Below are 17,261 nucleotides of genomic sequence, written 5' to 3' on the forward strand. Positions count from 1 at the left end.
TGCCTGTTATTCACTGCTCATGGACGGCTCCGCGTTAAACAATCCGTGGCGGATAGCCAAATGTGTCAACTCAACATCACCACTCACATTCAGTTTGCTAAACATGCGGTAACGGTAACTGTTTACGGTTTTCGGACTCAGGTTTAACCGTTCGGAAATTTCTGTGACCTTTTGCCCCTGAGTGATCATCATCATAATTTGTAATTCACGTTCAGACAAACACGCCAACGGGGTTTCGGTGTGCGGAGCCAATTGACTCAATGCCATACGTTGTGCAATATCAGAAGCAATGTAACGACTGCCCGCATGCACCGCGCGAATGGCACAAATCACTTCCTGCGGCGCTGCCCCCTTACTGAGGTAACCCGCAGCGCCAGCTTGCATGACTTTAGCAGGTAATGGATTCTCGGTGTAAATGGTTAGCATGATAATTTTAATTGCAGGCGCAAAACGCGCTATCTTGCGCGTGGCTTCCAGCCCGCCGATCCCAGGCATGTTCATGTCCATCAAGACGACATCAACGGGATGCTGACGGCACCACTTAACCGCATCTTCACCACAGTGCGCCTCGCCAACCACCTTTAACCCTTTGGTGTCGTCGAGAATGTGCCTTATCCCTGTTCGCACCAGTTCATGGTCATCTACAAGAAAAACGCTAATCAAAAATTATTCTCCGAAAAGGGTGTAACGCTGAACACCACGCAACCGCAGATGGAAGCGACAATTTTTTGAGAAAATTATAAAACAGCGACATTTCACACTTACATGCTAAATAATTCACGCTGCAGGGCAGCAACAAACGAGAAAAAACGTTTGTTACACATTCGAGCACCTCTGCACTTGGCCGAAAGGTGAACGTCAGAAACAAAGTTCATTAATCCTGACACTTTCTAAAGTCAGTGATTGGAAGCAACAAACGTAGCGACCGCGCGTGCAACGTGAAGTATGACGGGTATATCGACGTATATAGCAACAATAACACAGTGTCGCTGAATCAGAGCAACAAAATACCTAAAACATCATGATACACATCAGTCACAGCCATGCCACATAAATTTGATGTTACCGCGGTAAGAGATTGGTTTTATTCGTTATTCAGTGGATTGAGCACGCCGTGTTCATTGGCTTGGTATTGGACTCTTGCTATACATGGCAATAAAAAATCGCACATGTGTTAATTTAAACAGCTTTTACATTTTCTTTTCATCGCGCTGTCATTCCTTATTCTCAACTAGATGTCGATAAGATGACAGATACAATTGAAATGAAAGGTATCACTCGCAACATTCACAATACATAATGCGAGCCTTGGTAGTTAAAAAAGATAAAAAAGTTGCATTACGAACAGAAAAACATCATTACCTCCTTGGCTTAATCAATCCGACACCACCGCGTAACGCACTGTGTTATACTCACGCGCATTCTAATGCCCCACTGCGAGAATGAGCCATCATGCTCAGTACAGAATAAGGCGTTCCATAATATTGTGCTTGTTAAGGAGAGCGCATGAGCAACGTAGATTTTTCTACTGGCAAATGGCTTTGTTGAATAAACATATTTTATGCTGCACCCCCGGTGAAACGACAGATCCTCGCAACGCAAAATCATGCAGTTAGGCCTCATAAGAAAACTGTAAACCTGAGGTGACAAGCATTTTCTACCAAAACTGGCTTGGCAAAACAGCATGACTCACTATTATTCAACAAAGCCGGGCACAAGCAAAAAGCAAAAAAAGAGAGAGTGGTTGCGATACAAAGATTTTGTTCTCAGTCCATATGGTGTAATCAAAATTAAGTCGCTTGGCTATAGAGAATGGCGGATTTTTCAGCAACGGATTTGCCGTTGCTTTCAACGGTGGTCAACCGCCGTAGTAAGCGGTTAGCTAACTTGGTGAGCTCTGTGCTCCTGTGGATGTTGTTTGTTAAAATGCGCACCTAGTGGCAATTTATAGTCAACCGACTTAAAAATGATTACAACAGATGCCCTGATATGCGGCAAAAAAGCATAGCTGGCTGTTATCAAAATAATGTCGGTTGGCTATATGTGACAGCTTCATGTTATACTTGCGTCAGATTTGCGTATTTTTTATTCTTTGGTCAGGCCAATTTTGCGTCATCGTTGTTTGTCAAGGAAAAACAATAAGATGCGATTATATCAAGACATCGGTAACAAGATTCGGAAAGATATTCTGGATGGCAAATATCAGGTGGGTGATCGTCTTCCTTCCGAGCGTGATATCGCAGAAAGTTTTTCCGTTAGCCGCAGTGTGGTGCGCGAAGCCTTGATCATTCTGGAGCTAGAGAAACTGATTGAAGTGCGTAAAGGCTCCGGCGTGTATGTGATTCAGATTCCAACCGAAGATAAGAACCGCAATGCAAACAGCGGTTACGGTCCGTTTGAACTGATGCAGGCGCGTCAGCTGCTGGAGAGCGAAGTGGCAGCCTTTGCAGCGATGCAGGCGACCAAGACCGATATTCTCAAGATGAAGCAGGCTATCGATCAGGAGCGTCAGGCGCTGGATAACGGCAGCGTAGACGAGAGCGCGGACGAGCTGTTTCACTGTTTGCTGGCGCAATCAACGCAAAACAGCGTACTGGCCAATATGGTTTATGAAGTGTGGCAGGCGCGTAAACGCAGCTCCATGTGGCGCGGTTTGCACTCGCACACGGTAGATTTCAGCTACCAGCGTCAGCTGCTGGATGACCACCAGCGTATTCTGCGCGCGGTGACCCGCCGCGATGCCAAACAGGCGCGTCAGGAGATGTGGCAGCATCTGGAAAATGTGAAGCATAAACTGCTGGAAATTTCGGATGTTGACGATCCGACGTTCGACGGTTATCTGTTTGAATCGGTGCCTGCGCCGCAGGAAACGTAATCACAAAAGCTCCTGCGTCTCCTGCAAGAGATTCCCATGCTCTTGCAGGTTACACGCGTTTCTTCTGTTCGTTGTCCCCGGCCGGTGCCGGCGACAACGAGGGGATGTTACAGTGTTGATACCGCCGCTTTTGCACCTTTCTCACTCAGCAGCAGATACGCTTTGGTCACGCGGCATACAACCTCTTCATTCTTCGCCAGATCGTCGCCGAAGATAGCCGTTAACCCTAACAGGGCCTGCACGCGTGCTGCACCGTCTTGTGTCGCATCGACGACAGCGCGCAGTTGTGTTGCCATCGGATCACGTACGTCGATGGTTTGACCGGCGTCATCCACGCCGCCCACATAGCGCATCCAACTGGCGATGCCCAGCGTCAGGCAGCTGTAATCACTGCCGTTTTGCAGGTGCCAGCGCACGGATTCCACCATACGCTGCGGCAGCTTCTGCGTGCCGTCCATGGCGATTTGCCAGGTGTGGTGTTTCAGCGCCGGGTTGGTGAAACGGGCAATCAACTGTGCGGCATAGCCTGGTAAATCTTCGTTAACGTGCAGCGTCGGTGCCTGTTCTTCCAGCATCAAGCGTTGAGTCGCACGACGGTAATGGGCATCCGCCATACAGTCATTAATATGTTCGTAACCGGCCAGATACCCAAGATAAGCCAGGAAGGAGTGGCTACCGTTGAGCATGCGCAGCTTCATCTCTTCGAACGGCAGAACGTCATCCACCAGCTGTGCGCCAGCCACTTCCCATTGTGGGCGCCCCGCAACAAAGTTGTCTTCCACCACCCATTGAATGAAGGGTTCGCAAGCGATGCCTACAGGATCGGTGATGCCAATGGCCTGCTCCACTTCAGCCAGCGTTTCCGGCGTGGCGGCAGGTACGATGCGGTCCACCATGGTGTTGGGGAAAGTGACATTGGCCGCGATCCATTCCGCCAGCTCTGGGCTGCGCAGCTGTGCCAGCTCCAGCACCGCGCGTTTCACCACGTTGCCGTTTTCCGGCATGTTATCGCAAGAAAGCACGGTAAACGGTTTCAGACCACGCTCACGACGCACACGCAGTGCTTCTACCAGCAGACCCGGTGCAGAAGCAGGCGCGGTCGGCAATTCCAAATCTTGCTTGATCAGCGGGTTATTGATGTCTACGCTGCCGCTGGTACGATCGATGCAGTAGCCTTTCTCGGTAACCGTCAAGGAAACAATGTTAACTTGTGGCTCTGCCAGTTTTTCCACCACGGCGTAGATACCTTCCAGACGTGCATGCAGCGATTCGTGGACCGAACCGATAACGATGGCCTGACTGCCTTCTGCCTCTTTTTCCAGCACGGTATAGCGGTGGTCCTGCTCACGCAGTTGGCTAATCAGCCTTTCACCGCCAAACAAGATCACTTCACAGTATCCCCAGTCACCGCCTTGCTGACTCAGAACGCGGTCGGTAAGCAGTGCCTGATGCGCACGGTGAAACGCCCCAAAGCCGATGTGCACCATGCGGCTTGTGAGTGCATTACGATCGTACTGGGGTTGGAGTACGGCCTCTGGTAGCGGTGTGTTGGCAAGGGTGGCGTAATGCGTTGCGGTGGTCGACGTTGTCATAACAATATCCCTGAGTACGGTAGGCCATCATGCGCTAGCGCGTTCACTCGCCCTTGACGGTGGAGATTATAGAAGAGCAAGGTGAAAATTGGCCTGACCAAATAATGTAAAAAGACGCTTTGGTATAAAGTTTCACGACAAAATTGTACTTGTTTCCACGTAAAAAGCCAATTTATTTGTCCAAAAAGCATTATTTTGGTGATATTGGTCAACCTATTTTGTTTTCTTGTTGGTGCTTTTCACTGGCTGGTGTAGGCTGTCATTGGAATGATAAACAAAATTGGTCGGCCTGTTTACCGCTTTGGTTGATGAGATTGATGACCTATCGTCCCGTAGCGATTGCCGTGGACCGGGAACAGCGCAAGCGATGATTTTACAAGTTATTGATTAAGGGTAATAAAGATGGAACAAACTTGGCGTTGGTATGGCCCGAACGATCCTGTCTCTCTGGACGATGTCCGTCAGGCTGGGGCGACGGGTGTGGTGACCGCGTTGCACCACATTGCGAATGGCGAAGTCTGGGCAGTTGAAGAGATCGAAAAGCGTAAAGCCGAATTGAAAGCCAAAGGTCTGGTGTGGTCGGTGGTCGAGAGTGTACCGATCCATGAAGATATCAAAACGCAAACCGGTCGCTATCAGCACTATATTGCTAACTACCAGCAGTCACTGCGCAATCTGGCGCAGTGCGGCATCGACACCGTGTGCTACAACTTTATGCCGATTCTGGACTGGACGCGTACCGACCTGGAATACCAACTGCCGGACGGCTCCAAAGCGCTGCGCTTTGATCAAATCGCTTTTGCGGCGTTTGAATTGCATATTCTCAAACGTGAGGGTGCAAAGAACGATTACACCGAAGAAGAGCAGGTGCAGGCCGCCGCTTACTTTGAAGCCATGACCGAAGCGGATATCGCGCGTTTGACCGGCAATATCATCGCCGGTCTGCCTGGGGCGGAAGAAGGTTATACTCTCGAGCAGTTCCGTGCGCGTCTGGCGGAATATGACGGCATTGACCATAGCAAGCTGCGTGAACACCTTGGCTACTTCCTTAAGCAAATCGTGCCGGTTGCCGAAGAAGCAGGTATCCGCATGGCGATCCACCCGGACGATCCGCCGCGTCCGATTCTGGGGTTGCCACGCGTGGTGTCCACCATTGAAGATATGCAATGGATGAAGGATACCGTGGATACTATCCACAACGGTTTCACCATGTGCACCGGCTCTTACGGTGTGCGTGCGGATAACGATCTGGTCAAGATGATCGAAACCTTTGGCGATCGCATCCACTTCACCCACCTGCGTGCGACCTGTCGCGAGCAGAACCCGAAAACCTTCCACGAAGCGGCGCATCTGGGCGGCGACGTGAATATGCTGGCAGTGGTGAAAGCGATACTGACGGAAGAATCACGCCGTAAAGCGGCGGGCGATCTGCGTCCGATTCCGATGCGTCCTGACCACGGTCACCAGATGCTCGACGATCTGAAGAAGAAAACCAATCCCGGTTATTCGGCTATTGGCCGTCTGAAAGGGCTGGCGGAAGTGCGCGGCGTAGAGCTGGCGCTCAAGCAAGTATTCTTCCCTGAACTGCTGTAATACTGCAGCTTCACGTAGCAATACGCTCAAGAGGCGCTAGCGTTCACGCAGCGCCTCATTCACTTTATTCAGTGGCTTGATTAAGTAATAGAGTACGCTTTTTTGCCCGGTTTTAATCTCCACATTGGCCATCATGCCGGGAACAATGGCAAACCGGTCGCCGTTTTTATTGGTCAACCCACTCTCCAGCGTGCGCACATAAACCCAGTAATAATATAGCCAAGCGACTTAATTTTGATTACACCATATGGACTGAGAACAAAATCTCTGTATCGCAACCACTCTCTCTTTTTTTGCTTTTTGCTTGTGCCCATTTATGCTCAATGGGGTTAAGATCTGGCGAATATGTAGGCAAATACTCCACCATATACCCTGCATCGATGATGACTTGTTGAATATTATGTTTTTTGTGAAAAGTTGCATTGTCCATCACGATTACCCTGTTTTTAGGGAGTACTGGGATAAGGACTTGTGTGACCCAGGAATAGAAAACATCGCTGTTAATATTGATATCAAATAATCCGATAGCAAACAGCGTTGTGCCTAATAACGCGCCGATAACATTTGTTCTTCCCTTGGCTCCCCAGTTCTTCAGGCCAAAACACCGTTGACCTTTTGGGGAATAGCCATGAGTCCGTGGGGTATCGTGTGGAAAACCACTTTCATCAATAAAAACAATAGGTTTGCCTTTTTTTCATACTGTTGTATTTTTTGTTGAAATGCTTGCCGGGCGCTTTCGTCGGCTTTCGGATGACGTAGCGTTTTTTTATAGGTCAATCCCAGCTTTTTAAGAGCTTGCCAAATGGCCTTCTGACAAACGCCAAAACGCTCTGCACGTTCTTTTTGGTAAGCATCTGGATATGGTTCAACATCTTTTATCAACTCGGATTTATCGATCTTTCGCTGAGGCGTGGTCGATGCTTTTGACGCTATTTGATTAATCCAACGCGATACAGAGGCAGGGGCAATCCGAAATTGCTTCGCTGTTTCTCGGATACTCAACCCTTCTTCTTCCCGTGTAGATACCACTTTACGTCTAAAATCAATTAAATAGCTCATTTAAATAATGTAATCAAAATTAAGTTGTTTAGCTATACTGATCGCGCCGTACTTCATCTTGCAACGTATCTGGTGAAACGCTTTCTACTTCGCCGTTGAGATCGCCATATAGCCAACCGACTTAAAAATGATTACAGCCAATGCCCTGATATGTGGCAAAAAAATACAGCTAATTGTTATCAAAATAATGTCGCTTGGCTATATCACTTTACGTCTAAAATTAATTGAATAGCTCATTTAAATAATGTGATCAAAATTAAGTCGTTTAGCTATACTGGTCAGGAAAATCGTTGGATAAAGAGAAGCCGTAACCTGTCTACCCACCCGCGCGCGAAAGCGCGTGGGTGGGTATGTTAAATAAATAAAAAAATCATTTGCACGCTGGTTAACAAGACCCTATTCAGGAATTTCGCGCTTTTTTTACTCGCCCCGCACGGCATCTGCTTTTGTCATATTTTGTCACACTTAAAATGTGACGCACTTCAGATAATTATTTAACTAACAATATTTATAAAAACCGATTCAAATCAATAAGCGTGTCATTTTCATCCCGCGTTTTATAGCAGTGCGACTATGATCGCTGATAACCTTGCAACCCTTAGGGATTACACTGATTAAAGTTCCTCCTTCCAGATACCTATCAAGTTGTAAGGAAAACGGATGAAGACCAAAACGTCGTATGGCCTGAATTGTCTTGCTTTGGCGATTATTCTGCTTATCGCCACCTTTTTCTGGCACCAGTCCCCACCAACCGGCCTCAGCGCTCCCGCCTGGCATTCCGCAGTGATTTTTGTCGCCACCATTGTCTCTATTGTGGCTAACGTGCTTCCCATTGGTGCCATCGGCATCATCAGCATGACGCTGTTTGCGCTGACGGCCGCCGCAGGCGATACCAGCGCCAGCGGCGCTATTCAAACCGCGTTAAGCGATCTGAACAGCTCCCTGATTTGGCTGATCGTCGTGGCATTTATGATCGCACGCGGCTTTATCAAAACCGGACTAGGCCGACGCATCGCATTACAGATGATCCGTCTGCTGGGAAAGAGGACGCTGGGGCTGGCCTACGGCCTGGCCTTCGCCGATCTGGTGTTGTCACCCGCCATGCCAAGCAATACGGCACGCTGCGGCGGTGTGATCTATCCAATTGCTGACTCACTGGCACGCAGTTTCGACTCTAAGCCGGAAGATGCCTCGCGCAGTAAGATCGGGACGTTTCTGGTGGTTTGCATCGGCAACGTCAACGATATTACCGCCGCGCTGTTTATGACTGCCTATACCGGCAACCTGCTGGCCGTAAAACTGGCTGCCAATGCCGGCGTGCACATTACCTGGGGCAGTTGGTTTCTGGCCGCCGTGGTGCCATGCATAATCTCCCTGATGATGGTTCCACCGCTGGTGCTGTGGCTGACCAAGCCGGAAATCCGCCACACGCCTGATGCACCTAAACTGGCGATAAGTGAACTGGAAAAAATGGGACCGATGGCGCGTGGTGAATGGCTGATGGCCTTTACCGTGCTGCTGCTGTTGGTACTGTGGATTTTTGGCGACACGTTGGGCGTAGACGCGACCACGGCGTCCTTTGTGGGCCTCTCTTTCCTGCTGTTGAGCGGCGTACTGCGCTGGGAGGACATCAAAAGCGAAAAAGGGGCCTGGGATACGTTGATCTGGTTCGCAGCACTGCTGATGATGGCCAACCAGCTTAAAAAGCTGGGCTTCACCACTTGGTTTGGCGATCTGATTGGCAGCAGCGTCGGTCATTTGATGGCCGGAACCAGTTGGGTTCTGGTGTTACTGCTGCTGAACGCCGCCTACTTTTATACCCACTATTTCTTTGCCAGCGGCAATGCGCAGATTGCCGCGCTCTATGCCGTATTTCTCAGTGTGGGGATCAATTTAGGTATTCCGCCCGTGCCTATGGCGCTGATGCTGGCATTCACCAGCAGCCTGTACTGCTCTCTGACGCAATATACCCATGCGCGCGGCCCGATACTGTTCGGCGCAGGTTATGTGCCTACCGCCGTGTGGTGGCGCTCCGGCTTTATTATCAGTCTGGTGAATCAGGCGGTATTTATGACCGCAGGATTGCTGTGGTGGAAAGTCGTCGGACTTTATTAGTTGAATTGCCTCCCTGCCGCGTTGTGTGGCAGGGAACAGCTCCATACCTCATCGCGTAATATTGAGGAGCATTCCTGTTGGTTGAGTTCACCCCGGCTACCCGCCACATCCAAGGCAACCTCCCCGTTGGGATGAATCGTTAAACCCAGCGCGACCGCCATCATAATCTCAGTTCCCGGCAGGGTAAGCAGTTCTTGTAGAGGTTTGTGCTCCTCGTCATCGGTTTGATGAATGCTCAAGCTAAACGCCATGTCCGAGGCGCAATCTATGCCTCCGACAAAAATAATCCTCCCGCCATCAACCAACTCTGACTTGAGTTTCACTATAGCCAACCGACTTAAAAATGATTACAGTCAATGTCCTGATATGTGGCAAAAAAATACAGCTAATTGTTATCAAAATAATGTCGCTTAGCTATAACCATCGGCTGGCGAGATCGGGTCGGCGATCGCTCACTGAACTTATCCCGTAAAATAAGCATCCACCGGTGATGTGCAGCAGTGTGCGCTGTTCATATAGCCAACCGACTTAATTTTGATTACACCATATGGACTGAGAACAAAATCTCTGTATCGCAACCACTCTCTCTTTTTTTGCTTTTTGCTTGTGCCCATTTATGCTCAATGGGGTTAAGATCTGGCGAATATGTAGGCAAATACTCCACCATATACCCTGCATCGATGATGACTTGTTGAATATTATGTTTTTTGTGAAAAGTTGCATTGTCCATCACGATTACCCTGTTTTTAGGGAGTACTGGGATAAGGACTTGTGTGACCCAGGAATAGAAAACATCGCTGTTAATATTGATATCAAATAATCCGATAGCAAACAGCGTTGTGCCTAATAAAGCGCCGATAACATTTGTTCTTCCCTTGGCTCCCCCGTTCTTCAGGCCAAAACACCGTTGACCTTTTGGGGAATAGCCATGAGTCCGTGGGGTATCGTGTGGAAAACCACTTTCATCAATAAAAACAATAGGTTTGCCTTTTTTTCATACTGTTGTATTTTTTGTTGAAATGCTTGCCGGGCGCTTTCGTCGGCTTTCGGATGACGTAGCGTTTTTTTATAGGTCAATCCCAGCTTTTTAAGAGCTTGCCAAATGGCCTTCTGACAAACGCCAAAACGCTCTGCACGTTCTTTTTGGTAAGCATCTGGATATGGTTCAACATCTTTTATCAACTCGGATTTATCGATCTTTCGCTGACGCGTGGTCGATGCTTTTGACGCTATTTGATTAATCCAACGCGATACAGAGGCAGGGCCAATCCGAAATTGCTTCGCTGTTTCTCGGATACTCAACCCTTCTTCTTCCCGTGTAGATATCACTTTACCTCTAAAATCAATTGAATAGCTCATTTAAATAATGCAATCAAAATTAAGTCGTTTAGCTATAGATACGGCCCACCCCCTTCAGATTGCCCACGTAGAAGGTGTCCTGCGAGCCCAGATACCCGGGATGTGCCGTCTCGATTTCACCGCATGCCTCATCATCGTGCGCCTTCTTCTCCAGGGCTGCGATTTGAGCGTCGGTAAGGACAATGCCTTCTCTGGCGACCTTTTCCTCAAGCGCCTTCAGGCGTTTACGGAAGTTCTCCAGGTCGTGTCGTTGCCAGATGGAGCGCACGCCGCTGCCGGAGATAAACACGCCTTTTTTACGCAGCTCATTACTGGTCCGGTGCTGCCCATGGGGCGGGAACTCAATAGCATAATCAACAACCGTGCGTTCAGTGGTTTCGTCGGCGCGGTTCTTCAGGTTCGGAACCCGGCGGTTCTGGTTAACCAGCGCATCAATGCCGCCTTCAGCAGCCAGTTCCTGATAACGGTAAAATGTATCGCGTGACACGCCCATGCTCTTGCAGGCTTTTGATACGTTACCGAGTTCTTCGGCGAGATTGAGCAGGCCGGCTTTGTGTTTGATAATGGGATTGTTAGTATGAAGCATGAGAGTTACCTCGCGTTTTGTTTAAGGATTAGACACCCATATCAAAACCGGTAACTCTCAACCTTTCAAGGTCCAGTGTCAGATCTAGTCGCGACTAATACAAATAAATGGTTCGCCGACTGGGGAGAGATGTTCGGCGATATAGCCAAGCGACTTAAAAATGATTACAACAGATGCCCTGATATGCGGCAAAAAAGCATAGCTGGCTGTTATCAAAATAATGTCGGTTGGCTATAACGTGCTGGCAACAGCAATCTTGGATCGGCTGCTACACCACTCAACCACACTGAACATAAAAGGAGAAAGCTAGCGGTTAAAGGAAAAACGCAAAGCCGGAGTGCTGGCAAAAAACGCCACGCCAGTCAGTGATGATGAAATGGCGAAAAACGGCCAATAATCTTGGCGTTGATAATCTCGCAGAATGTGGTAAATATTCGGTGGTGTGATCTGCTGAACATAACAAAAATCGGCAGGGGTGGTATTCTATAGCCAAGCCGTTAAGTATCAGATTAGCAGGCGGAAAAATCTGCTGAACCATTAATGTGCCTTTACGGAAGGAGCTTATTATGGCTTATAAACATATCCTGATTGCTGTTGACCTTTCTCCAGAAAGTAAAGTGTTAGTGGAAAAGGCGGTCTCGATGGCAAGGCCGTACAATGCCAAAGTCTCGTTGATCCACGTCGACGTCAATTACTCCGATCTGTACACCGCCCTGATTGATGTGAATCTGGGCGACATGCAGCAGCGTATTTCTGAAGAAACGCAAAACGCGTTGACCGATCTCTCTAAAAACGCCGGTTATCCGATCACGGAAACCTTGAGTGGCAGTGGCGATCTGGTGCAGGTTTTGGTGGATGCTATCAAGAAATATGATGCTGACTTGGTGTTATGCGGGCACCATCAGGATTTTTGGAGCAAGCTGATGTCTTCCGCGCGTCAACTGATCAACACCGTGCATGTGGACATGCTGATCGTTCCGTTGCGTGATGACGAAGAGTAACATCCTCGTTCTCTTCCTCTCCCCGGTTAAGGCATAAGTATCTACACATTATAAAGGGTTAAAAACCACCATAGCTAAGTGGGCAGGTTCTTCTAGGGTATAGTCTGCTAATATAGCCAAGCGACATTATTTTGATAACAATTAGCTGTATTTTTTTGCCACATATCAGGGCATTGGCTGTAATCATTTTTAAGTCGGTTGGCTATATCTGGAAAAAGAAAGTGGGCTATCACCGGCGCTCAGTGGCTGAAACGGCCATGTTCCGGTTCAAAAGGCTTCTGGGTGGTCATCTAAGTCTGAGAGACTACGATGGTCAGGTGGGTGAAGCCATGGCCATGGTCAAAGCGCTTAACCTGATCACGCTATTAGGAATGCCGAACAGTATTCGCATCACGTAACAATCTACCCGTATGGGGCGCAGTCGTTACAAGTTCTGATTTATTCAACAAAGCCGCATTTTCTACCAAAACTGGCATAGAAAAACAGCATGATTACCTATTATTTAACAAAGCCATTTTACACTGCAATCAAGATATTGAATACACGACCTGGAGGATGAGATGAATATTAAGGATTATATTTCTGCATATACTTTCAAAGATGTTGAAGCAGCATATAGATTGGCGATAGAGGATAAAAAGCATTTAGAGTTCGCGCAACGTCTCATAGTCGTAAGAATGAGCCATGAAAACCCAGCTAGCTCGCAATATTGCAGATATAAACAGTTAAATAATAATCTGATTCTAATTCATAGTTGTCGTAATGACCCTGTTCAGGAAAATAAAGTTGTCGCAATAAATGTAATAAATGAAGTAGTAGTAGATTTGAAATTAAATCAGGATGTTGTTAAGTTCCAGCTGAAACAGCTTCCAGGTGTTTTAAAACAATTCCTAGAGTCAGATGATGCAATTTGCGTTCATAAAGAATATCCAGTGCGTCGAATTATTACATTACTATCAGGAATTACGTATTCTGAATCACAAGATGTCAGTTATAAAGCAAGAGGTTTTTTAGAAGAAGCTATAAATGGAAAGACATTTAAATCCTTTGGTAATGAGATAAACATAGGGGATTTTGATTTTAATCTACTAAAAGAGCATGTTAACAGAATAAGCGAGTGGATTGCTACCATAAGTGAACCAATAGATATTGCAGATTGAATTGTTTACAGCAGGCCGGTTTCTCCAGTGCAATGTGCGTGCCCTGCAAGTCTGTGCTGTATGGTGACTTGCATTTTTAGGTTGCTTGGATATGGATGCTTTATCATGCCGTTGGGGTCTCTCAGAGGTTATTTGGGTTGCACAAAATAGCTGTAGCCCTTGTGGAATGCAGGTTCTTCCGCACATACCCTCTAGCTATACGAGTCCGCTGTTTGCCGCCTCCAACTCCGCAAGCAGGATGTCATTGAATTTTCCCAGTGCTTTCTCGTTGTAGCGGAAAGCGGCTTTGTTGAATAATAGTGAGTCATGCTGTTTTTCCAGCCAGTTTTGGTAGAAAATGCTTGTCACTTCAGGTTTACAGTTTTCTTATGAGGCCTAACTGCATGATTTTGCGTTGCGAGGATCTATCGTTTCACCGGTGGTGCAGCATAAAATATGTTTATTCAACAAAGCCGCGGAAAGCCTCAACCTGCTTGTTGCTATGGCGCGATTTATCCAGATAGTATTCTCCGAATTCCTCGGTTTTCATGTTGTTATCGTTAGCAATACGGCCAATCTTATTCGCCGAGACATTGAACATCTTGCCGATTTGCGTAGCGGTGTAGTGTTTTTCCTCCAACACAGGTACTGGAATCACTTCATCTCCAGCGATCGGGTTGATCAGCCCTGCGATAACGGCTTGGCGTGCGGTGTCGGAAAGCCCTGTAGCTCACTGGAAGGTCTTTTCGGCTATCTCCATCTGGATTTGCATGGCTCGGGCCTTGCGGTATTCCGGTAAGCCGCTGCCTTCGTCACGATGGGCTGACTTCATGCTGTATAGCCAAGCGACATTATTTTGATAACAATTAGCTGTATTTTTTTGCCACATATCAGGGCATTGGCTGTAATCATTTTTAAGTCGGTTGGCTATAGCTGCCCTGCTGACGCAACGATGGCAAAACTTCTTCGCATACCCAATCCTGCACGCGTTCGGCAGAGGGAAGCTTGCTTTTCAGTATCAGGCGGTAAAGATCGGATTCTGGTGCAAGAATGATGCCTTTTGGTCTGAATCCTAGATTCAATTCTAGCGCTTGGCTAAAATTAAGTTTAATCAATGACTTGCAGTTATTTTGTAATGCCTCGTGCGGGTTTTTATAGCCAAGCGCTTTCGCCAGTTCGACGGCGAAGAACACAGGATTGCCCTAGTAGAGCGTTCCCTGTAGTTCGATATAGACAACCGACTTAAAAATGATTACAGCCAATGCCCTGATATGTGGCAAAAAAATACAGCTAATTGTTATCAAAATAATGTCGCTTGGCTATATCTGAATTAGCAGACTTAAAAAGCATGAGCTGTGTTTTGGTGATTTTGGTCATAACAATTTCTCCATAATTAAACGGATGTGGTTATCAGAGGGCTAAAGGGTAAAATTTTGCAGGTTGGCGGTCAGATCGCTTACACTTGGCTTAACACAGGAGGATCCGCTATGGGCTAGGTTGCATTTGATACTCAAGAGTTCGTTGAAACGCTGGAAAACGCCGGGTTGCCGAAAGACTAGGCCAAGGCGATATCTCTTGTTGTGCGAAAATCACACGAAGTAGCAGACCTTGCTACAAAGCGCGATCTCGACGATGTGCGCAAAGACTTGTCCGCTGATATCGCCGAAGTGAAGCGTGAGATAGCCGATGTACGTAAGGACCTATCCGCAGAGATTGCCGATGTCCGTAAGGATGTTGAACATACCGCGAACGGACTATTGATAAAATTAAGTGCTGTAATGCTTGGCATTGCTGGTCTGACATCGACCATTGTAACTATAGTAATCAAGCTGCTTTGATATTCAGCAACCTCCCTCCCGCGTCAGGCTGAACTTGATTGCACGGCCACCCGACGACGTGCATGCACTCATGCTGCCACCTGATTTAATATGTTTTGCTTAACCTCCATGACCAGTGTTAAAAATTGCTCTCGCCTTTTCCTTAGTGCGTTAATTTCATCCATGCAATCATCACGGTTTATGCGGCATACAATTAACTGGTTTCCTTCAGGGAAGTCGGCGCAATAGCTGACAAAATCGACCCAGTCACGCCCGGTGCAATCCAGATGGCCGATTAACTGCCAGCGGTATGACGGGTCGAAACTACCTCGCTGCAATGTGGCGTAATGTGTGGGTGTGATAACAGATTTAATCTCTATTACTCCATCACTGTCGACTAATCCGTCAGGACTATCACCGTATGTGTCGTGGTCAAAGAAACCGCCGTTATCTACGCTGATGAAGTTCATGTCCTCATACAGCATACGCGCTATCGCCTCCTGCTCGTGACCATGCTCCATGTGCTCATTTGAAAAGCTGAATTCCAACTTGCAGCCTTTGATTTGCTCCAGTGCAATTTGGAGCGCATAGCGCTTTGCAGGGTCGCCAAACGCTTTCCCTGCGTTAGCCATGATTAACCCGAAATTCGATGCGGTGGTCTTTCCTACGCGCAGCACTTCCCATTCCTCGGTGTTCTGCTGGATATCATGCCAAATCATGCCGCTGCCTACCTGCATTCGCTAATAAGCTGCTGACGGTGTTCCTCTGACATGTCCATGCGTTCAAGCACTTTGCACAAGTCACCATCGCGCTTATAGGCTGCTTTAGCGTTATTCCATGCCTGAATAGATGCCGGTGTCAAAACTGGCTTGGTGACGCGGGTAGGGCTTATGCGTAGCCCTTCCACTGAGCTATTGCCGAAGCGCACCTTTGTATCGACATAAACAGTATAGCCAACCGACATTATTTTGATAACAGCCAGCTATGCTTTTTTGCCGCATATCAGGGTATCTGTTGTAATCATTTTTAAGTCGGTTGGCTATAACTCGTGTTCCGGCCCAGTCTTCAATGTAAGGAGAGCCTGTCAAGGCCTTCATGGTCTTGCTGTTCGTCGCATTGAGAATCATCGGCTTCAATTTCTCGCCCGGGCGCAGTTCTTTCTCTGCAAAATATAGCTAAACGACTTAATTTTGATTGCATTATTTAAATGAGCTATTCAATTGATTTTAGACGTAAAGTGATATAGCAAACCGACTTAAAAATGATTACAACAGATACCCTGATATGCGGCAAAAAAGCATAGCTGGCTGTTATCAAAATAATGTCGGTTGGCTATATCTACACGGGAAGAAGAAGGGTTGAGTATCCGAGAAACAGCGAAGCAATTTCGGATTGGCCCTGCCTCTGTATCGCGTTGGATTAATCAAATAGTGTCAAAAGCATCGACCACGCGTCAGCGAAAGAGCGATAAATCCGAGTTGATAAAAGATGTTGAACCATATCCAGATGCTTACCAAAAAGAACGTGCAGAGCGTTTTGGCGTTTGTCAGAAGGCCATTTGGCAAGCTCTTAAAAAGCTGGGATTGACCTATAAAAAAACGCTACGTCATCCGAAAGCCGACGAAAGCGCCCGGCAAGCATTTCAACAAAAAATACAACAGTATGAAAAAGAAGGTAAACCTATTGTTTTCATTGATGAAAGTGGTTTTCCACACGATACCCCACGGACTCACGGCTATTCCCCAAAAGGTCAACGGTGTTTTGGCCTGAAGAACGGGGGAGCCAAGGGAAGAACAAATGTTATCGGCGCGTTATTAGGCACAACGCTGTTTGCTATCGGATTATTTGATATCAATATTAACAGCGATGTTTTCTATTCCTGGGTCACACAAGTCCTTATCCTAGTACTCCCTAAAAACAGGGTAATCGTGATGGACAATGCAACTTTTCACAAAAAACATAATATTCAACAAGTCATCATCGATGCAGGGTATATGGTGGAGTATTTGCCTACATATTCGCCAGACCTTAACCCCATTGAGCATAAATGGGCACAAGTAAAAAGCAAAAAAAGAGAGAGTGCTTGCGATACAGAGATTTTGTTCTCAGTCCATATGGTGTAATC

General features: G+C 47.3%; 25 protein-coding genes and 5 pseudogenes. 12 read left to right on the top strand and 18 right to left on the bottom strand.

Annotated elements, in window-relative coordinates:
• Window positions 1-6: 6 nt before the first annotated feature.
• The gene (gene uvrY, locus ACD630_RS05440) at window positions 7-663 is read right to left on the bottom strand and encodes a UvrY/SirA/GacA family response regulator transcription factor (RefSeq protein WP_430358354.1); all 657 of its coding nucleotides are present in this window, start codon (window positions 661-663) and stop codon (window positions 7-9) included.
• A gap of 1,021 nt (window positions 664-1,684) precedes the next feature.
• Between uvrY and ACD630_RS05445 the strand changes: the two genes are divergently transcribed.
• Window positions 1,685-1,882, top strand: coding sequence for a hypothetical protein (locus tag ACD630_RS05445; RefSeq protein WP_430358355.1), 198 nt, complete (start codon window positions 1,685-1,687; stop codon window positions 1,880-1,882).
• On the opposite strand, the gene ACD630_RS05450 is transcribed toward ACD630_RS05445, so the two are convergent.
• Complete coding sequence (locus ACD630_RS05450; protein ID WP_430358356.1) at window positions 1,879-2,022, bottom strand: hypothetical protein; 144 nt, start codon at window positions 2,020-2,022, stop codon at window positions 1,879-1,881. The genes ACD630_RS05445 and ACD630_RS05450 overlap by 4 nt on opposite strands.
• Window positions 2,023-2,143: 121 nt before the next feature.
• Here ACD630_RS05450 and ACD630_RS05455 point away from each other — a divergent pair, with 121 nt between their 5' ends.
• On the top strand, window positions 2,144-2,875 hold the full coding sequence (locus ACD630_RS05455) for an FCD domain-containing protein (protein WP_430358357.1): 732 nt from the start codon (window positions 2,144-2,146) through the stop codon (window positions 2,873-2,875).
• A 107-nt stretch (window positions 2,876-2,982) separates the two neighbouring features.
• On the opposite strand, the gene ACD630_RS05460 is transcribed toward ACD630_RS05455, so the two are convergent.
• Window positions 2,983-4,467, bottom strand: coding sequence for a mannitol dehydrogenase family protein (locus ACD630_RS05460; protein WP_430358358.1), 1,485 nt, complete (start codon window positions 4,465-4,467; stop codon window positions 2,983-2,985).
• A 402-nt stretch (window positions 4,468-4,869) separates the two neighbouring features.
• Between ACD630_RS05460 and uxuA the strand changes: the two genes are divergently transcribed.
• Window positions 4,870-6,060, top strand: a complete 1,191-nt coding sequence (gene uxuA, locus ACD630_RS05465; RefSeq protein WP_430358359.1) for a mannonate dehydratase — start codon at window positions 4,870-4,872, stop codon at window positions 6,058-6,060.
• Window positions 6,061-6,096: 36 nt separating this feature from the next.
• Here uxuA and ACD630_RS05470 read toward each other — a convergent pair.
• From ACD630_RS05470 to ACD630_RS05480, 3 genes and pseudogenes are all read right to left on the bottom strand, one after another.
• Window positions 6,097-6,276 (bottom strand): annotated as a pseudogene (locus tag ACD630_RS05470) (secretion protein HlyD); the annotation flags it as partial.
• A gap of 22 nt (window positions 6,277-6,298) precedes the next feature.
• The gene (locus tag ACD630_RS05475; protein WP_430359913.1) at window positions 6,299-6,739 is read right to left on the bottom strand and encodes an IS630 family transposase; all 441 of its coding nucleotides are present in this window, start codon (window positions 6,737-6,739) and stop codon (window positions 6,299-6,301) included.
• Window positions 6,652-7,119 (bottom strand): IS630 transposase-related protein, encoded by a 468-nt coding sequence (locus tag ACD630_RS05480; RefSeq protein WP_430358360.1) that lies wholly within the window; start codon window positions 7,117-7,119, stop codon window positions 6,652-6,654. Before ACD630_RS05480 ends, ACD630_RS05475 begins: the two co-directional genes overlap by 88 nt.
• A gap of 660 nt (window positions 7,120-7,779) precedes the next feature.
• Here ACD630_RS05480 and ACD630_RS05485 point away from each other — a divergent pair.
• Complete coding sequence (locus tag ACD630_RS05485) at window positions 7,780-9,234, top strand: DASS family sodium-coupled anion symporter (protein ID WP_430358361.1); 1,455 nt, start codon at window positions 7,780-7,782, stop codon at window positions 9,232-9,234.
• Here the strand turns inward: ACD630_RS05485 and ACD630_RS05490 are convergent.
• Window positions 9,231-9,566, bottom strand: a complete 336-nt coding sequence (locus ACD630_RS05490; RefSeq protein ID WP_430358362.1) for a hypothetical protein — start codon at window positions 9,564-9,566, stop codon at window positions 9,231-9,233. The two genes, ACD630_RS05485 and ACD630_RS05490, sit on opposite strands and share 4 nt — an antisense overlap.
• Window positions 9,567-9,577: 11 nt before the next feature.
• Between ACD630_RS05490 and ACD630_RS05495 the strand changes: the two genes are divergently transcribed.
• Complete coding sequence (locus ACD630_RS05495) at window positions 9,578-9,706, top strand: hypothetical protein (protein ID WP_430358363.1); 129 nt, start codon at window positions 9,578-9,580, stop codon at window positions 9,704-9,706.
• On the opposite strand, the gene ACD630_RS05500 is transcribed toward ACD630_RS05495, so the two are convergent.
• From ACD630_RS05500 to ACD630_RS05515, 4 genes and pseudogenes are all read right to left on the bottom strand, one after another.
• Window positions 9,696-9,848, bottom strand: a complete 153-nt coding sequence (locus ACD630_RS05500; RefSeq protein WP_430358364.1) for a hypothetical protein — start codon at window positions 9,846-9,848, stop codon at window positions 9,696-9,698. The two genes, ACD630_RS05495 and ACD630_RS05500, sit on opposite strands and share 11 nt — an antisense overlap.
• 32 nt (window positions 9,849-9,880) lie before the next feature.
• Window positions 9,881-10,213, bottom strand: a pseudogene (locus ACD630_RS05505) (IS630 family transposase); the annotation flags it as partial.
• Window positions 10,126-10,593: an IS630 transposase-related protein gene (locus ACD630_RS05510; protein WP_430358365.1), complete on the bottom strand. Its 468-nt coding sequence runs from the start codon at window positions 10,591-10,593 to the stop codon at window positions 10,126-10,128. The pseudogene ACD630_RS05505 and the gene ACD630_RS05510, both read right to left, overlap by 88 nt.
• Window positions 10,594-10,627: 34 nt before the next feature.
• A pseudogene (locus ACD630_RS05515) lies at window positions 10,628-11,179 on the bottom strand (helix-turn-helix domain-containing protein); the annotation flags it as partial.
• Between the two features lie 87 nt (window positions 11,180-11,266).
• Between ACD630_RS05515 and ACD630_RS05520 the strand changes: the two are divergent.
• Window positions 11,267-11,576: pseudogene (locus ACD630_RS05520) on the top strand (ATP-binding protein); the annotation flags it as partial.
• Between the two features lie 169 nt (window positions 11,577-11,745).
• Window positions 11,746-12,180: a universal stress protein UspA gene (uspA, locus tag ACD630_RS05525; RefSeq protein WP_430358366.1), complete on the top strand. Its 435-nt coding sequence runs from the start codon at window positions 11,746-11,748 to the stop codon at window positions 12,178-12,180.
• A 58-nt stretch (window positions 12,181-12,238) separates the two neighbouring features.
• On the opposite strand, the gene ACD630_RS05530 is transcribed toward uspA, so the two are convergent.
• On the bottom strand, window positions 12,239-12,367 hold the full coding sequence (locus ACD630_RS05530) for a hypothetical protein (protein WP_430358367.1): 129 nt from the start codon (window positions 12,365-12,367) through the stop codon (window positions 12,239-12,241).
• A gap of 19 nt (window positions 12,368-12,386) precedes the next feature.
• On the opposite strand from ACD630_RS05530, the pseudogene ACD630_RS05535 reads away from it, so the two are divergent.
• Both ACD630_RS05535 and ACD630_RS05540 read left to right on the top strand, forming a co-directional pair.
• Window positions 12,387-12,578: pseudogene (locus ACD630_RS05535) on the top strand (IS5/IS1182 family transposase); the annotation flags it as partial.
• Between the two features lie 162 nt (window positions 12,579-12,740).
• Entirely contained in the window at window positions 12,741-13,340 is a 600-nt protein-coding gene (locus ACD630_RS05540; RefSeq protein WP_430358368.1) for a hypothetical protein, read from the top strand.
• 195 nt (window positions 13,341-13,535) lie between these two features.
• Here ACD630_RS05540 and ACD630_RS05545 read toward each other — a convergent pair whose 3' ends face one another.
• The 4 genes from ACD630_RS05545 to ACD630_RS05560 form a co-directional block, all read right to left on the bottom strand.
• Window positions 13,536-13,688 (bottom strand): hypothetical protein, encoded by a 153-nt coding sequence (locus ACD630_RS05545; RefSeq protein WP_430358369.1) that lies wholly within the window; start codon window positions 13,686-13,688, stop codon window positions 13,536-13,538.
• Window positions 13,689-13,779: 91 nt separating this feature from the next.
• Window positions 13,780-13,959: a hypothetical protein gene (locus ACD630_RS05550; RefSeq protein ID WP_430358370.1), complete on the bottom strand. Its 180-nt coding sequence runs from the start codon at window positions 13,957-13,959 to the stop codon at window positions 13,780-13,782.
• A 90-nt stretch (window positions 13,960-14,049) separates the two neighbouring features.
• Window positions 14,050-14,208 (bottom strand): hypothetical protein, encoded by a 159-nt coding sequence (locus ACD630_RS05555; protein WP_430358371.1) that lies wholly within the window; start codon window positions 14,206-14,208, stop codon window positions 14,050-14,052.
• Window positions 14,209-14,233: 25 nt separating this feature from the next.
• Entirely contained in the window at window positions 14,234-14,512 is a 279-nt protein-coding gene (locus ACD630_RS05560) for a BRO-N domain-containing protein (RefSeq protein WP_430358372.1), read from the bottom strand.
• Between the two features lie 441 nt (window positions 14,513-14,953).
• On the opposite strand from ACD630_RS05560, the gene ACD630_RS05565 reads away from it, so the two are divergent.
• Complete coding sequence (locus ACD630_RS05565) at window positions 14,954-15,157, top strand: hypothetical protein (RefSeq protein ID WP_430358373.1); 204 nt, start codon at window positions 14,954-14,956, stop codon at window positions 15,155-15,157.
• 68 nt (window positions 15,158-15,225) lie between these two features.
• Here the strand turns inward: ACD630_RS05565 and ACD630_RS05570 are convergent, their stop codons facing one another.
• Both ACD630_RS05570 and ACD630_RS05575 read right to left on the bottom strand, forming a co-directional pair.
• Window positions 15,226-15,873, bottom strand: a complete 648-nt coding sequence (locus ACD630_RS05570; protein ID WP_430358374.1) for a lambda exonuclease family protein — start codon at window positions 15,871-15,873, stop codon at window positions 15,226-15,228.
• On the bottom strand, window positions 15,864-16,100 hold the full coding sequence (locus ACD630_RS05575) for a hypothetical protein (RefSeq protein ID WP_430358375.1): 237 nt from the start codon (window positions 16,098-16,100) through the stop codon (window positions 15,864-15,866). Before ACD630_RS05575 ends, ACD630_RS05570 begins: the two co-directional genes overlap by 10 nt.
• Window positions 16,101-16,104: 4 nt before the next feature.
• Between ACD630_RS05575 and ACD630_RS05580 the strand changes: the two genes are divergently transcribed.
• Entirely contained in the window at window positions 16,105-16,311 is a 207-nt protein-coding gene (locus tag ACD630_RS05580; protein ID WP_430358376.1) for a hypothetical protein, read from the top strand.
• A gap of 153 nt (window positions 16,312-16,464) precedes the next feature.
• Complete coding sequence (locus ACD630_RS05585; protein WP_430358377.1) at window positions 16,465-17,259, top strand: IS630 family transposase; 795 nt, start codon at window positions 16,465-16,467, stop codon at window positions 17,257-17,259.
• Window positions 17,260-17,261 lie beyond the last annotated feature (2 nt).

Source organism: Symbiopectobacterium sp. RP (assembly GCF_050472005.1).
Lineage (GTDB): Bacteria > Pseudomonadota > Gammaproteobacteria > Enterobacterales > Enterobacteriaceae > Symbiopectobacterium.